14 protein-coding genes are annotated in these 17,547 nt (G+C 30.3%); 2 read left to right on the plus strand and 12 right to left on the minus strand.

The window, feature by feature from the left end; genetic code table 11:
• Positions 1-60: 60 nt before the first annotated feature.
• On the minus strand, positions 61-1,767 hold the full coding sequence (locus BN350_RS02815; RefSeq protein ID WP_028042234.1) for a Na/Pi cotransporter family protein: 1,707 nt from the start codon (positions 1,765-1,767) through the stop codon (positions 61-63).
• A gap of 187 nt (positions 1,768-1,954) precedes the next feature.
• Here BN350_RS02815 and BN350_RS02820 point away from each other — a divergent pair, with 187 nt between their 5' ends.
• Entirely contained in the window at positions 1,955-3,025 is a 1,071-nt protein-coding gene (locus BN350_RS02820) for a hypothetical protein (protein WP_028042235.1), read from the plus strand.
• A 29-nt stretch (positions 3,026-3,054) separates the two neighbouring features.
• Here BN350_RS02820 and BN350_RS02825 read toward each other — a convergent pair whose 3' ends face one another.
• The 9 genes from BN350_RS02825 to BN350_RS02870 form a co-directional block, all read right to left on the minus strand.
• Positions 3,055-3,588 carry a nitroreductase family protein gene (locus BN350_RS02825; protein ID WP_028042236.1) on the minus strand — a complete coding sequence of 178 codons (534 nt, stop codon included), beginning with the start codon at positions 3,586-3,588 and terminating at the stop codon, positions 3,055-3,057.
• A gap of 92 nt (positions 3,589-3,680) precedes the next feature.
• A complete protein-coding gene (htpG, locus tag BN350_RS02830) occupies positions 3,681-5,576 on the minus strand; it encodes a molecular chaperone HtpG (protein WP_028042237.1) in 1,896 nt (631 codons plus the stop codon).
• 165 nt (positions 5,577-5,741) lie between these two features.
• A complete protein-coding gene (locus BN350_RS02835; protein WP_028042238.1) occupies positions 5,742-7,100 on the minus strand; it encodes an MATE family efflux transporter in 1,359 nt (452 codons plus the stop codon).
• Entirely contained in the window at positions 7,087-7,938 is an 852-nt protein-coding gene (locus BN350_RS02840) for a GNAT family N-acetyltransferase (RefSeq protein ID WP_028042239.1), read from the minus strand. The genes BN350_RS02835 and BN350_RS02840 overlap by 14 nt, the downstream gene beginning before the upstream one ends.
• A 284-nt stretch (positions 7,939-8,222) precedes the next feature.
• On the minus strand, positions 8,223-9,080 hold the full coding sequence (locus BN350_RS02845) for an SPL family radical SAM protein (protein ID WP_028042240.1): 858 nt from the start codon (positions 9,078-9,080) through the stop codon (positions 8,223-8,225).
• A 49-nt stretch (positions 9,081-9,129) separates the two neighbouring features.
• The gene (locus BN350_RS02850) at positions 9,130-10,422 is read right to left on the minus strand and encodes a uracil-xanthine permease family protein (RefSeq protein WP_028042241.1); all 1,293 of its coding nucleotides are present in this window, start codon (positions 10,420-10,422) and stop codon (positions 9,130-9,132) included.
• Positions 10,423-10,471: 49 nt separating this feature from the next.
• A complete protein-coding gene (locus BN350_RS02855) occupies positions 10,472-11,137 on the minus strand; it encodes a Type 1 glutamine amidotransferase-like domain-containing protein (protein ID WP_028042242.1) in 666 nt (221 codons plus the stop codon).
• Between the two features lie 42 nt (positions 11,138-11,179).
• On the minus strand, positions 11,180-12,592 hold the full coding sequence (locus BN350_RS02860; protein ID WP_028042243.1) for a glycoside hydrolase family 1 protein: 1,413 nt from the start codon (positions 12,590-12,592) through the stop codon (positions 11,180-11,182).
• 484 nt (positions 12,593-13,076) lie between these two features.
• A complete protein-coding gene (locus BN350_RS02870; RefSeq protein ID WP_028042245.1) occupies positions 13,077-14,477 on the minus strand; it encodes a glycoside hydrolase family 1 protein in 1,401 nt (466 codons plus the stop codon).
• A gap of 153 nt (positions 14,478-14,630) precedes the next feature.
• Between BN350_RS02870 and BN350_RS02875 the strand changes: the two genes are divergently transcribed.
• Positions 14,631-15,506, plus strand: coding sequence for a MurR/RpiR family transcriptional regulator (locus tag BN350_RS02875; RefSeq protein WP_028042246.1), 876 nt, complete (start codon positions 14,631-14,633; stop codon positions 15,504-15,506).
• On the opposite strand, the gene BN350_RS02880 is transcribed toward BN350_RS02875, so the two are convergent.
• Positions 15,503-16,390, minus strand: coding sequence for an SPL family radical SAM protein (locus BN350_RS02880; protein ID WP_028042247.1), 888 nt, complete (start codon positions 16,388-16,390; stop codon positions 15,503-15,505). The genes BN350_RS02875 and BN350_RS02880 overlap by 4 nt on opposite strands.
• 432 nt (positions 16,391-16,822) lie before the next feature.
• The coding region (locus BN350_RS18345; RefSeq protein WP_044600079.1) for a flotillin domain-containing protein at positions 16,823-17,547 on the minus strand (725 nt) is incomplete at its 5' end.

Here is a 17,547-nt window from a genome sequence, read left to right on the forward strand (position 1 = left end):
TTTCCATATTCTAACTTATTTTACAAATTTCGTCTAGAGAAAAAGCCTACAACTGTAGGCTTAAAGAATATAATCTGATGGATCAACATGTTCTTCTTCAATCAGACGATTAATTTCTTCACTATCATCATTTAAGATTGAAAAAGCAATATTTGTCGCATGATCTCCTACTCTTTCTAAAGCTGCAGCCAAATCTGAATAGAGCATTCCTTCTCTAGGTGCAGTTTCTTTTCTTTTTATATCTGTTAAATATGCTTTTTGTAATCGATCCTCTTTACGATCAATGAGGTCTTCTAATTTTAATATTTCACTTAAATGATCAAGTGATTTTTGAGTAAACATTTCTAGACTAAGTTCTAACTCTGAATTGACCATTGTTAATAATTCTCGAATTTCAACCTTACGTTCATGTGTAAAACGATATTTTTTTCTTTCACACGTTAATGTAATATTGGCGATTGATTTTGCATGATCTCCAATTCGTTCAATATCTGCAATCACATGAAATAAAGGTCCAATAATACGTGAATCTTCATCAGGTAATGGTGTTTGATTGATATGATTCAAGTATTCAAAAATAGCATGATTCAAAAAGTCAATATGTTCTTCATTTTTAGCAATCTCTTCCTGTGTAGAAGTATTCACTTCAAGCAAAGAATTCACTGCGATATTCAAGTTTTTACGTGCTAATTCAGCCATACGTTCTACTTCATGAATGACCTGTGGAATAGCCGTTGTTGCAGAAAAAGCAACTTTATCACTAATATATTGCAATGTAAAACCATGTTCTTCATCATCACCAGGAACAAGTATATAAGTAGCCTTGACAATTAATTTAGCAAATGGATAAAGAATAATAACCTGGAAAACCTTAAAAATAGTATGTGCATTAGCAACATTTCTTGCCATTGCATCATGTAATGCCTGACCAGTTAAATTCTGAGAGCCTGTCAAAGCCATAATACCATTTTCAATATAAGGCATAAATAACTGTAAAATCACAACAATAGCCAATGATCCAAAGACATTAAACAAGAAATGAATATAAGCAGCACGCTTTGCATTCTTCTTTCCACCAAGACTCGCAATCAATGCTGAAACACATGATCCTATATTACATCCCAAAATAATATAAAAGCAAATATGCAATTGCAATAAACCTTGTGATGCTAATAAAATGATAATTCCTACAGTTGCAGAAGATGATTGTAATATAGCAGTAATCGCAAAACCAACCAAAATAGCTAAAAAGGGATTTGTCAATGTTGATAATGCATGAACAATCACTGGTGAATCTTTAAGTGTAGACATGGCTGCTGACATTGAAGATAATCCAACGAATAAAATACCAAATCCTAAAATAACCTCACCAATCTTTTGAACATTAGGTTTCTTTGAAGACATCACCATAATAACACCACCTAAAACAAATAATGGTGCAATTTCAGATAAATTAAATGCAATTAACTGTCCTGTAATGGTTGTCCCAATATTGGCTCCCATGATAATACCAGTCGCCTGATATAAATTCATCAATCCAGCATTAACAAAACTCACGACCAAAACTGTTGTTGCTGATGATGATTGAATAACAGCTGTAAACGCCATTCCAACTAACATTCCAACAAAAGTATTTTTTGTCATCTTTTCTAATATCGTACGTAATTTGGCTCCCGCTACATTGGCTAGAGAATCGCTCATGAGTTTCATCCCATATAAAAACATTCCCAGTCCTCCCATTAACGAGAAAACTAACGTCAAATCCATAAAATGACCTCCTCATTTTTCGTCATTTTTATACAAAGTTACAATCGTATTATACTATATTCTTTTCTCCTTGAAAACAAACAATTGACATTTTTTTAACAAAATCTTAACTCATTCTTAACATTTCTGTTCAATTAGACAATTTATAGGATGTTTGATATAATATTTAAGAAAGTGAGCCGATGATATGAAATATAAATTAAAATTCATAAACTTTAGACCTTATGAATATGAATTACTACAAAAAAAACTAGATAAATTAGGAAAAACTCAATACATAACAGATGATTTATCATTTTTAACAATCTTTAAAAAAGTCAATCATCCTGTCTATTATAAAATAGATTTCTTTAACCCAACTGGAAAAACAAAATCTGAAAAAAATAAGAGTAAAAATATATTTTACGATCCATATTTAGATAAATGTTATGAGCCGATTTATAATAAAAAAGGTATGTATGTTTTTGTTGGTGATCATCCAATTCAAGATCTTGTTAAATGGGATAAAAAGACAGATTTCATTAACGATAAAACTAAACTTAAAAACTTAAATGCATTTATGATTTCTTTATTTGTAACCTTCTTTTTTATAATTGTTTCTTTTTATGCGATGAATATTGATACATTTTTAAGTTATGGTATCACTATCGTATATGCTGGATTTCTTTTTGCCTGCATAACTGCTATATATAGGACTTTCTGTAATTTGTTTTATACCAACAAATTCCAAAAGAAATTACAAGATGTTCATAACAAATTTTCTATATCTAAACTTAATCATTTAAGAAAAATATATATGATTGCAGTTCTTTTATGTATTTTCCTGATTACTGGAGGAATGATAGAGGATACACTCAATGCTAAAACTTTTGATCCTTATCAGCACAATCTTCTCTTATTAGAAGATTTAGGAATCGAGGGTCAAACTGAGTTATCAACCCAATCCCATTCCAGTTTTACAGTTCCTCATTCTTATTCATCTTTAGAAATTAGTGAAGATAATACTATTCTTTACATTAAAGAATATCAGTTACATTCCACAAAATCAGCTAAAAAACTTATCAGTGATTTTGAAAAACAGCCTGACTTGTATTTATGTACATCAGTTCAAAATAAAAATAATGTTCTCTATGGTTATCATGAGGCAGAATTAACAACACTGATTATCCAAAATAAAAATAGCGTTATTCTTATTTCATTTGATTTTCAAATCAATGAAAAACAAATCAAAACAGCCATACAATTTTATTCACATTAAAAGCGCTTGATTAACAATCAAACGCTTTTCTATCTTATAGTTGTTATATCTTCAACACATTTTCTTTTTGGCATATCAGGATGAAAATCACTATACCCCACTGCGATTACGCTAACAACTGATTGATTATCAGGGATATCAAAAATATTTTTAATCTTCTGTGCATCACGAATTCCCATAACTAAAGTTGATAAACCTAGTTCTGTTGCTTTTAATACTAGATTCATATTATGCATTCCACAATCATAATAACCCCAGCCATTTCCTAATTCATTGCTAGGTGTACCATCCCTTTCAAAACCTGAGCGATTTAAAACAATCGTCGAAATAATCAAAACCGATGCATTTTCAGCATTATTTTGATTAAACTCTGGCAATGCTTCTTTCACTTGTTGAAATACTTCATGAGATTTTGCAATATAATAACGTGTTACTTGTGAATTTTTCCATGAAGGTGCTAATATTGCAGCCTCAATCATTTTTTGCAAATCTTCCTCACTCACTTGCTTATCCAAGTATTTTCTTATACTTCTTCTACTCATAATCACATCATTGAATTCCATTGCTTTATCCTCCTTTAATGAATCTCCTTCCATTATATCAAAGCACATTTTTAAAGAAAAGAGATTTTCGTAATGAAAATCTCTTTGTTGTACTATTTATTGGCATCAACCATTAATTGGCAGACTTTATTTGAGAATTCTACTGGATTATCAATTGTAAATCCCTCAATTAATAAGGCTTGATCATAAAGTAAAGATGCATAATCTTTAATCTTTTCTTTATCTTTGTCAAATACAGATTGTAAAGCAGTAAAGATTTGATGATTTGGATTAATTTCAAGAATTCTACCGGCTTTGATTCCTTGAGCATCTGGCATCTGATTCAATACTTTTTCCATTTCAAAAGAAACACCTTCACCACTTACTAAACATACAGGATGTGATTTTAATCTTGAAGACACTTTAACATCTTGAACTTGATCCTTTAAAGCTTCTTTTAAAGTTTCTAATAGATCTTTGTTATCTTCATTGACTTTCTCAAGTTCTTTCTTTTCATCTTCACTTTCAATATCTAAATCACCTTGATTAATATTCTTGAAAGGCTTTTCCTGATAATCTCTTAACATCTGTAAACAGAATTCATCTACATTATCAGTTAAATATAAAATATCAAATCCTTTATCTTTCACCATTTCTACTGTTGGTAAATGATTAATTTTTTCATTTGTTTCACCAGAAGCAAAATAAATTTCTTTTTGATTTTCTTGCATTGTATCAACATATTCTTGTAATGTAATCATCTTCTCTTGTTTTGCACTATAGAATAACAATAAATCTTGTAATTTATCTTTCAACATACCATAACTGTTATAAATTCCAAATTTTAATTGTAATCCAAAGTTCTTAAAGAATTCTTCATATTTTTCACGATCATTCTTTAACATTTTTTCTAATTCACTTTGAATACGTTTTTCAATCTTATCAGCAATTAATTTTAATTGACGATCATGCTGTAACATTTCACGAGAAATATTTAATGACAAATCTTGAGAATCAACAAGTCCCTTTACAAACCTAAAATGTTCAGGAACCAAATCACTTGCTTTATCCATAATAAACACACCACGTGAATAGAGTTGTAATCCTTTTTCATAATCTTGTGAATAGTAATTCATAGGTGGTTGTGAAGGAATAAATAATAAAGAATCATAAGAGATTGTTCCCTCTACACTATTATGCATCACACACATTGGATCATTATAGTCATTAAATTTATCTTTATAAAATTCATGATAATCTTCTTCTGTAATATCTTTCTTTGGTCTTTTCCATAATGGAACCATTGAATTTAATGTCTTATGTTCAATCACTTCTTCATATTCATCACTATCTTCTTTTTTCTTAGAAGTAGACATATCCATTTCTATTGGATAATGCACATAATCAGAATACTTCTTAACTAATCTTTGAATTTCATATTCATCCAAATATTGATCATAATTTTCATCATCAGTATTATCTTTTAAATAAAGATTAATTCTTGTTCCATGAGTTGGATAATCAAATTCTTTAATTGTATATCCATCACTTGTATCAGATTCCCAAATATGTCCAATTTCATCACCATATTTTTTAGAAATCACTTCTACTTTATGAGCGACCATGAAAGCTGAATAGAACCCTACACCAAATTGTCCAATAATATCAACATCATTCTGATTTTCCTCTAATGCATTCTTAAATTCAAATGAACCAGAATTTGCAATCGTTCCTAAGTGTTCCTCTAATTCTTTTTCATCCATCCCAATCCCTTGATCAATAATAGACAACATACGATGATCTTTATTGATCACAATTTGAATTGATAAATCTTCTCTAGAAATACCATTAATATTTTCTGTTAAAGCTTTATAGTATAATTTGTCTGAAGCATCACTTGCATTAGAAATTAATTCTCTTAAAAAGATTTCTTTGTGTGTATAAATAGAATTAATCATTAAATCTAATAATCTTTGTGATTCTGCTTTAAATTGTTTTTTTCTTGCCATTTTTATCGTCTCCTTTTATTAGCACTCAAACAATTCATGTGCTAATAGTATATTACACCTTTCTCTTAGCACTGTCAACATCTGAGTGCCAGTATTTTTGTGTTTTTTTACTTTATGATATTATCTGATAGTATATATAACACATCACTCAATATAAAATTGATATCACCATGACAAGTAACCATATCTTTTTCGATAACAAATAATACAAAAGATTGTCATACAGAATGTTAATATTTCAGCAATAGGGATAGCCATCCAAACACCTGTAGTTTGCATAAACTGTGGTAAAACAATTAATCCTGGCATAATCAATCCAAAAGTTCTTAGAAATGAAATAAATGCTGAAATTTTTCCATTTGATAATGCTGTAAAAATTGCAGATGAAAATATGTTAAGCCCAGAGAATAAAAAACTGAAAGCAAAAATATTAAATCCTTCAATTGTCATCATATATACCTTTGAAGACTGATTGACAAATAATTGAATAAGCCAATTTTTCCCCATCATAACAATCAAGAAAATGATTATAGAACTTATTATAATAAACAATAAACTATTTTGAAAAATAGCTTGTAAACGCTGTTTATTCTTCGCACCAAAATTATAACTCATAAGTGGAGCTATTCCCATTGAAAAACCAATATAAAGAGTTGTCATAAAGAATTGAATATAAATTAAAATAGTGATTGCTGCAACACCTTCCTCCCCTACCAATCTCATCATTGTCACATTAAAGAAAAAAGTTGTTAAAGCAGTTGCCAATTGACTAACCATTTCAGAAGATCCATTAGCACAACTCTGTACTATGATTGAAATGTCTATAACAGGTTTGACAAATGTAAGTAAACTTTTATTATAGTAAAAAAACAAAAGACCTATTACTGATGAAAAAAGATATCCTATACCTGTTCCTAAGGCAGCCCCTACAATTCCCATATTCATGAATACTATAAACATATAATCTAATCCCATATTAATCATTCCTGCTCCAAATGAAAGAATCAAACTAAATGTTGGTCTTCCAGCAGTAACAATCATATTCTGAAAAATAACTTGCATTATGCTGGCAGGTGCAAAAATCAAAATAATATAAAGATAATCTCGGCAATAAGGCAGCAAAAGAGAACTCGCTCCTAAAACTTTGATAATTTGGTTTAGAAATAACAACCCTAATCCAGTTATTATTAAACCAATGGTAACACCAAAAAACACAATGAGTGTAAAATCTTGATTTGCACGATATGTTTGTCCTTTTCCCATTTTTTTAGCAATAATAGCATTTCCGCCAGTAGCTAACATTGTTGCCAATCCAACAATAACATTAATGACTGGACAAACAATATTCAATGCAGAAAGTGCATTTTCATTCACAAATTGAGATACAAAAATTGTATCAACAATCGTATAAATCCCCATAAATAACATTGTCACAATAGTTGGAAAAGCAAATTTCAAAAGAGAAATGAAAGTAAAATCTTGTGATAAAGGATTACTGAGATTCTCTAATTCATGATTTTTCATAGTTTTTTCCCTTAGTGAATACAAGCCTTTGTGTGGGATAGCCAAACTCTATTAATAATTCTGCTTCTGTAAATCCAAGATCCTGATAAATTTTACGATAACCAATATCTGCTTTATCATCTTTACGATAAGTTGTAATATAAATTTCATTCTCAAGAAATTTATCATTAATCATTTTATCCAAAAATATTTTTGCAATTCCTAATTTTCTATACAATGGATGAACACCAAAAAAATTAATACTTTTCTTATCCCAATGAATACTCATTACAGCAATAGCAACTTTTTCATTTTTTAAAATAAATGCTCGTTTTTCACGAATTTCTCTTTCTAATGTTTGACAATATTCATCTTCATGAAAATGTGGATACCCATCAACAATAAGATAAACCAGTTCCATCCACAAAGAAATATCATCTATTGTTGCATGCGTTATCTTTTCCGTTATATGTTTATCTAAAGATAACTTAGGCATATTACATTGTAAATGAAAAGGAAGTTGCAGAGGATAGAATTCCTCTTTAATTCGATATTCAAGTGGCGATTGCTTATACATTTGCTTAAAAACACTTGTAAATGCCTGCTGACTCTCATAACCTGCAATAAGTGCTATTTCAATAATTGACAACTGAGTAAAAACAAGTCGTTTGGCTGCCTCAGTTAATTTGCGACGTTGAACATAATGATGTATGGAAAGTCCAACTCTATCTAAAAACATACGATGCAAATGATATTTTGAATAGCCTACTTTATAAGCAATTGTTGTTAAACTTAATTTTTCTGTAAGATGATCCTCTATATATTGAATGACTATCATAATTGTATCTAATTGATTCATAAAACAAACTCCTTTCAGATTCTATTATATTTAATATAATCATCACATTTTTCATAAATATTGCGATTTTTTTATATACAAGAAAACAAATTAATCAAGTCATTTAAGTAATGTCTTATCTTTCAAACAATAATCATGATTCTTGATAATAAATTTAGTACACTTCATCAATTAAACAAAGGATAAAACAAATATACATATCAATATGCACATTTATTTCATCCTCGAATATTTCTGAAATATGATAAAACAAAACATTCTTCATTTTGGATAGAACACATGTTTTATCTCATTTTATCATTATCTTTTAGTATTTTATTATCTAAGTTATATGTTTTTCTAATCTGATTTAATCTATTAAATATTTCTATTTTATATTCTTTTAAGCAACTTCCTTTAGGATATAAACCTTTAAGTTTCCAATAAAGATTTTCATCATATTGACGGATTGAATTTAAGAAATAAGGCTTTGTTTTTCCTCGTAAATACATAGTTCCTGGAACAACATAATCTAAATGAATCTGATGAGCCAATTTGTAAATTGCTTCCATATTTTCATATGAATCCGTAATATACGGAATGATTGGCATCATTAATATGCCTACACTTGCATTTGTTTTTTGCTTAATGATTTGTAATACTTTCATTCTTTCTAGACTTGTTGCTGCATGAGGTTCAATAATCTTTTGAATTGTTTCATCTGCACATGTCACTGTACATGTAATATTAACAAACGCAATTTGAGATAATTCATTGATTAAATCTAAATCTCTTAAGATAAGTGTTGATTTTGTAGAAATATTAATAGGATTTTGATATTTAATAAAGAGTTTTAAAACCTCACGCATGAGTTTTAAATCTTTTTCACATGGCTGATAGCTATCACTGACACTACCAAAATTAACAATCTGTTTTTTCCAGCTTGGTTTTGTGATTTCTTTTTCCAAGACTTCAATAATATTTTCTTTATAATAGATATGATTATAAAACTGATTATCTTCTAAATAATCATGTGAATACAAAGCATAACAATATAAGCATCCATGTTCACAGCCACGATAAATATTGACATCATGCTGATATGGCATACCACCTCTTACTTTACGAATCGCACTTTTACATTCTATTGGTATATACTCCATATATTCACCACCCTATTTTCATTTTATCACAAATAAAAAGAATGAGAAGTTAATTCTCACTCTTATCTGGCAACAATAAATTCAAAATCACACCAACAATAGCAGCTAATGCTGTTCCTGATAATGTTGCACTTCCACCCAATGGAAAGACTGCACCACCTAATCCAATGACCAACATTGCTGAAGCAATAATTAAATTTCTCTGTTTATTAAAATCAACTTGAGCATCAATCAAAATACGTAACCCATTACTTGCAATAACTCCATATAATAAAATACTCATTCCACCTAACACACAACTAGGAATAGAACTAATCACTGCAGATATCTTCCCACAAAAAGAAAGAATAATGGCAATGACCGCAGCTCCACATGTCACATAAACTGAACCAATCTTTGTCAATCCAATAACACCTGTATTTTCACCATATGTCGTATTAGCTGGTCCTCCTAAGAAAGCAGACACAGCAGTAGCCACACCATCACCAATCAGCGTTTTATCAAGTCCTGGATCTTTTAAAAAGTTTTTCCCACAGATTTTTCCTAAAACCGTATGATCTCCAATATGTTCAGAAATCGTTACAATAGCTACTGGTAAAATAGCTAATGTTTCAGGACCAAAATAAAATTGATATTCTCTAAAATGTGTTCCCAGCAAATCAGGCATAGAAAATGGAAAAGCAAATTCAGGAATAGAAAACCAAGCAGCCTTGGCAACACCACTTAAATCAACAATACCAAAACATAATGATAAAATGTATCCAATAATAATGGCAACTAAAAATGGTACAATCTTTAAAAAACCTTTTGCTTGGCTAGAAATCAAAGCAGCCACTAAAAATGTCACTATAGCAACAATCATTGGAGCAATTTTTCCATCAGCCACAAATCCAGCATTGCTAATAGCATTTCCAGCCAATCCTAATCCAATAACCGCAATCATTGGTCCAATCACAATCGGTGGTAATAATTTATCAATCCATGCTTTTCCTACAAATTTAATCACAATAGCTACAACAACATAAATCAATCCAACCAAAATCAATCCTGTTTGAGCAGCTGAAATATTTCCGCCCATTGCCTCTACAGCTAAAATAACTGCTGTAATGTAAGCGAATGATGATCCTAAATAAACAGGAACCTTGCGTTTTGTACAAACTGTATAAATCAATGTCCCAATTCCTGATGCAAACAAGGCAACTGATACAGGAAATTTTGTCATCATAGGAACAAGTATCGTCGCTCCAAACATAGCAAAAACATGTTGAAAACTCAAAAACAGCCATTGAATCCCCTGTGGCTTTTCGTTGACATCAACAATCAAAGTCTTTTCTTCACTCATATATTCCTTCTCCTTTAGACATATTGTGACCATTATAACAAATTATCATCTATTTGTCTTGAGGATTATTGACGAAATGAGCATTACCAAAAGGAATCACTCTTTGATGATGATAAAAAATACCTCCATCATTTGCAATTGTATATGTTGGTAATCCTTTTTCTTTGATAACTCTTTGTATTCCAGCATCCTGAATAGGACTATGACAATAATGAACTTCAATTTCAAATCCACTGACCAATCCTAATCCTTTTTGATATTGATATTCAGGATAATCATCATCTGGTGTAATATGATACTCATCAAATTGAACCATTGCACCTGCACTTGCACCAATAATAAATTGATGATTTTGTTTAATGATTTCACTTAGCCCAAATTCATTTAATCGTTCTAAATATTGATCTGGTAATCCACCTGTTAGAAAGACAATATCAGCAGATAAAACTTTCTTTTGAGCAATTGCATGGGTATCATTAAAATAATCTACAAATTCAATATCTTTTATTCCATAATAATGAAATGGTCTTAAAATATAAGGTACGTGCTTTCCATGAACTCCATAATGCTGATCATACTCTTCAACAGTCCTGACTTCTTTTTTATCAAATGAAAAAGGGATAACAACCACTTTCATATCATCATGAAGCAAGGGTCCCATGACATCTCTAGCCCATTCTTCATGAAAATCATAAGAACTTAATAGTATATTCATATCTATCTCCTATATAATAGAAAAACAAGAGAAAATCTCTTGTTAATCTAAATCCTCACCATTTGACTCAAATACTTTTTTCACCCATGCAAATGATTTCTTAGGAATACGTTTTAAATCTCTCATATCTTTGTTTGTTCTATTGACATAAACAAATCCATAACGCTTATCCATGTTACACATACTTGCTAGAATATCAATAGGTCCCCATGTAATATATCCTAAACATTTTACACCTTCTTCAAACATCGCATTTTCCATTTCTCTAATATGTTCTCTATGATAGTTAATACGATAATCATCTTCAATCATTCTTCCTTCAGCTAACATTTGGTCAACTTCTTCTTGAGTCATATCTTCACGCCATCCAAGACCATTTTCCAATACAAAGACTGGTAAATCAGAACGCACTGCTAAATCGTTCAATGTCCATCTGAATCCAATTGGATCAATTTCCCAATTCCATTCATTGGCTTCACAATGTGGATTTTTTACACAATGTTCATTGACAATTTCATGATAAGGTCTTTCATAATCAAATTCACCTTCAGTAATTGTATTAGAACGGTAATAACTAAATGCAATATAATCTACTGTATATTTTAATAATTCATCATCACCTTCTTCAAATGTTGGCATCCATCCTCTATTTTCTAAATAAGCAACCATATAATCTGGATATTTTCCTTTTGCAAAAACATCGCAATGGAATCCATTCATATATTGGTAAGCTTGCCATGCAAACAAATTATTCTTAGGTGTATTTGTATATGGATAAATATTTGTCACTGCATTCATACCACAGAATTTCGCATCTGGCTGGAGTTCTCTTAATGCTTTAACTGCTTTACAATGGGCAATAAAAATATTGTGATTAACTTGATATAAATGTTTAGGCATACTCACACCTTCAGGAATATCTTCAGCATTAGAAACTCTTAACATCATACCATGTAAGTTTTGTTCATTGAAACTCATCCAATGTTTCACACGATCACCAAATCTCTCAATACATACTCTGGCATATCTTTCAAAGCAATCAACTACATAACGAGAAGCAAATCCATTATAATTTTTTACTAGATGATAAGGCATATCAAAATGAACTAATGTAATCATTGGTTCAATACCAGCAGCTAATAACTTATCAATTAATTCATTATAGAATTTAACCCCTTCTTCATTAACTGGTTCATCTAATGTTCCATTAGGAATAATTCTAGACCAGCAAATTGAAAAACGATAAAAATTAAACCCCATTTCTTTCATCAAAGCAATATCTTCATCATAACGATGATAAGCATCAATTGCAACATTCCAATCAGAAAATTCAGGATTCATAGGTCTTACATCATAAACACATAAACCTTTTCCACCTTCATTTCTAGCTCCTTCAGTTTGAAATGATGAAACTGATCCACCCCAATAAAAATCTTTTGGCATTTTCTTTTCCATTCAAAAATATCCTCCTTGTTCTTTCTGATACCATTGTATTTCAAAACACCACAAGAGTAAAGACATCTAGTCACGTTTATAATATCGTTTCATAAAACATTATTTTTTTGTATAAAATATGAAACTAAGTTTCATAAATAGTATCTTGAACCACAAATATCCCCAGTCAGTTCGTTGTTCTCTAAATAATGTTATAAATTCTACTGGTCTATCTATTAGATAATATTCATTAGTATAAAGAAAGGACAAAACAAAGACACATATTCCATGTATATTCATTCTATCCTCGAAAACGTCCTTACCCATATTATGCCATCATTAGTAAATATATTTCATACAATAATTGCATATCCAAATTATTTATAGAAAAAACAACAGTTATATTCAAACTGTTGTTTCCCCGCATCGTTCGTTTTATCTTTATTATTATCTAACTCATAAAGAGAAGAATGTGACTTTATAATTGGGTCGCCCAATTTAACAATTATTCAATTTCATTAGTTCTGGCAACTTCTCTTATCCATGCAGCTGATTTCTTTTCTTTACGCTTATAACCATCATCAAGACATACACGTACAAAACCATAACGATTCTTGAATGCATTACACCATGACCAGTTATCAATAGCGCCCCAATAATGATATCCTAAACAATTTGCACCATCCTCAATAGATTTTGCAATCCATTCCAAATGATCTCTCACAAATTCAATACGATAATCATCATGAATAATACCATCTTCATCCATGAATTTTTCTTCACCTTCAACACCCATTCCATTTTCTGAAATAAAGAATGGTAAATCAGGGCATTCTTTTTTAATCTTCATACCAAAATCATAAATTCCTTTAGGATAAATTTCCCATCCACGATGAACATTCATTTTTCTTTCTGGCCAAATATATGGTTTGGCAATACATGGCAATCCATTTTCATCAAATTTTGAATCTGGTGCCTGAACACGTGTTGGCTGATAATAGTTAAATCCTAACCAGTCGACCTTTCCTTGTGCTAAAATCGCTTCATCACCAGGACGTCTATCAATTTCTACTTTCCAGTCATTTTCAACAGTATCCAATACATCTTGAGGCAAATGTCCATGCGCCACAACATCTAACCACCAGCGATTATGCAATCCATCAGTCATACGCACTGCTTCTAAATCTTCTGGTGATGGATTTTCTTTTGTATATGGTGGTGCAAAACAGTTAATCATTCCTATTTTTGCACCTTCAATGAGTTTACCTTCTTTTTGAAGTTTTCTAAAGTTCATCACTGCTAAACAATGAGCTAAAGTAATATTATATTGGACATTAATAGATTGTTTAAAATCTTTTTGATATGGATACCAAACACCATGTAGATATTGTTGTTCAGGTTCTACAATAGGTTCATTGAAAGTAAACCAGTATTTCACTTTCATACCAAACTCTTCCATTGCTTTTTTGACAAAGTTTGCATAAGCTTCTACAACTTCTCTATTTTGCCAGCCACCACGTTTTATTAAATATTCAGGCATATCAAAATGATACATATTCATATAAATATCAATATCATTTTCATTTGCACAATCAATCAGTTTATGATACCATGCTGCCCCTTCTGGATTAATATTACCATCCTGGTCTAATAATCTTGTCCATTGCATAGAAGTTCTAAAAGACTTAAAATTCAAACTTTTTAGAAGTTTAATATCATCCTCATATTTATGATACATATCATTTCCAACATATGATCCAACATTATTATGGAATGCATTAATTTCTTTGTCAGAATACATATCCCAATAAGAACGAAGTCGTCCACCTACATTCCAGCTGCCTTCAGTTTGTGGTCCAGACATTGCTGCACCAAAGAAAAAATCTTTAGGTAATTTGATTGTCATTTTTATTCCTCCTGTTTCTATAGTTTCATTATATTGCAAAATAATAACTCGGTAAACATATATCGGTTGTTTTCAAAATAATTTCATTATTATTTCATAAATTCATACTTTTATGAAACTTTGTTTCATGATATACTAAAAGTGGTGATAAAAATGAGCATAATGACACAATTAGAATTTGAACTTGAGTTCTCAGAATCTGAAAAAGAAATAGCCAGATATATTTTAAATCATGGTGATGATGTTTTAGGAATGTCAGTTAAGCAATTAGCGAAACAAACCTATACTTCTCCAGCAACAATCGTAAGACTTTGTAAAAAGATTGGATTAGCTGGATACAATGATTTTAAAATTAAATACTCTGCTGAATTACAATATGATTTGCATCATACAGATCGTATAGATGTTAATTTCCCTTTTGAAAAAGATGATTCTTCTCCAATCATTTGTCATAAGTTAGCTTCACTATCACAAGAAGTCATAGCTGATACAATCAAACTCATAGATTTTCAGCAATTAGAACAAATTGTTGATCTAATTTATCAATATTCAACAATTGATATTTATGGTTCTGGTAATTCATTATTAGCAGCTATGAGTTTTCAGCATAAAATGATGAGAATATCAAGAGATGTCAATTTAAGAGTTTTACATGGTGAACAGATTTTCATGTCTTATAATACAAATCATGATCGAATTGGCATGATCATTTCATATTCTGGTGAGACAAATGAAGTCATTCAAATTGCTCAAATCTTAAAAGAAAAAAAGACTCCTCTTATTGTTTTAACATCTGTTGGAGATAATCGATTATCTCACTTTGCTGATTATATTTTAAATATTGGTTCACGTGAAAAAATTTTTACCAAGATTGCCCCATTTGCTTCTCAAGCTTCTATGGAATATTTATTAAATGTGATTTTTTCATGTATCTTCCAAAAAGATTACGAACAAAATATGCAAAATAAAATTAGATATGATAAAAAGAATGACTCTCGCCATCCTTTATCTAGTCCAATAAGTGATTAAAATAATGATAATTGCTCAATCTTTTGTTGATGAGTTTTATATGCATGAATAATATCTTCCATTTTATATAACAAACCATATTTCTGACATTCTCTTTGAAATACATATTGCAAATGTTGTTTATTTTTACTTAAACATTCATATCTCATGCCATAGCGCTTGAGATATTTTTCTTTTAAACTTGGAAAATATTCATCTAGTTTCTGATAATAATAATCTCTTTGACGATCACGTAAAGTGACACCAAAATAAGCATGAATAAATTTTGCTCCATGAGCAGATGCCAATCTCACCATTTCAATCACATTCTCTTCTGTATCATTAATAAATGGTAAAATAGGGTGCATTAAAATACCTGTAAACAAGCCTGCTTCGCTCAATTTTTGAATAGCTAAAAAACGTTGTGAAGACACACAAACATGTGGTTCTATGATTTTTGATAATTCATCATCACAAGTTGTAATCGTCATTTTTACAATCACATCATTATATTTTTGAATATCTAAAAATAAATGAATATCTCTCACAACCAATTCACTCTTTGTCTCTAACGAAACACCAAAACGATAATCACGAATCAGTTTTAAAGCACCTCTTGTGATTTCTTCTTTTTCTTCAAAGCGATTATAACTATCACTCATCGCGCCAATCCCAACAACACCTTTATGTTTCTTTTTCATCAATTCTTGATTTAAAATATCTAAAGCATTTTCTTTGACTTTAACAATATCAAATTCATCATTCTGATAACATTCACTACGACTATCACAATAAATACACCCATGATGACATCCTCTATACAAATTCATATTATAATCATTACCAAACCAATATTGAGGATATTTATTTTTACTTAGTATTGTTTTTGCAAGTATTGTTTGCATATTCTTTCCTCTTTTCTTTTTTATCATATCATAGGTGTATAAGAAAAGAAATAATATAAATGCTATTTTAGAAGAAAAATATCATTTCTTACATGATCGTTTATGATTTTACAATGACAACTATATCTGCCTAAAATGAAAAATAAAAATGATGAAACAGCCATAAAGAAAATTAAGTTATTCATTTAATTAAACAAATCTAGATGATACATAAGAAAGCATTCATGAATTATGAAATAAATGCAACAATGATATCATCACGCTATTACTAATCCTGATATTATAATTGGTCACAATCTAATTGTTATACTTATTATCACAATGGATATCACTGATAATGTTATTGTCTCTGATACTCTTGCTCAAATTATCAGATACATAAAAGAAAAATTCACTATAAAACCCAGCATAGAATTTTATACTGGGTATGCTTTACTTCATATCATCTTTATCATCTTTATCATCATTTGATGCAATCTTGCCACCTAAGAAACCAGCAAGCAAACTTTTTAAATCAATACCAATAGATTCATTCATTCCTTCACTCACTTGAGTCGCTGTTGTAACAATATCGGAAACAAGTTTAGCACTATTTCCTTCACCATACATAGTAATCTTATCGACATTTTGTAATGGTTTAGCCGCTGCTTCAACTGCTTTTGGTAACATATTGAAATACATTTCCATAACTGCCGCTTCACCATATTTCTTCATTGCTTCAGCTTTCTTATTTAATGCTTCGGCTTCAGCTATACCTTTGGCTTCGATAGCTTTCGCCTCTGCTTCACCTTTAGCCTGAATACCAGCAGCTTCCTGTTCCATTTGATATTTTACAGCCTCTGCCTGAGCTTTTTGTGCTTCAGCCTCTCTTTGTCTTTCAAACAATTGTGCCTCTGCATCTTTTTGACGTTTATAAAGTTCTGCCTCAGCTCTTTGCTGTGTAGCAAATTTTTCAGCTTCTGCTTGTTTTTTAATCTTTGCATCTAATTCCTGTTCAGTAACTTCAACATCTTTACGTCTCAATTCAATTTCTTTTTCCTGTCTCATGATATTAGCATCTGCTGTTGCAATTTCAATAGATTTACGAGACTGTTCTTCTTGAATTTTATAAGCCGCATCTGCTTCTGCCTGTTTTGCATCTGCTGTTTTCTTAAGTT

This window comes from Candidatus Stoquefichus massiliensis AP9 (genome assembly GCF_000455285.1).
Taxonomy (GTDB): domain Bacteria; phylum Bacillota_I; class Bacilli_A; order Erysipelotrichales; family Coprobacillaceae; genus Stoquefichus; species Stoquefichus massiliensis.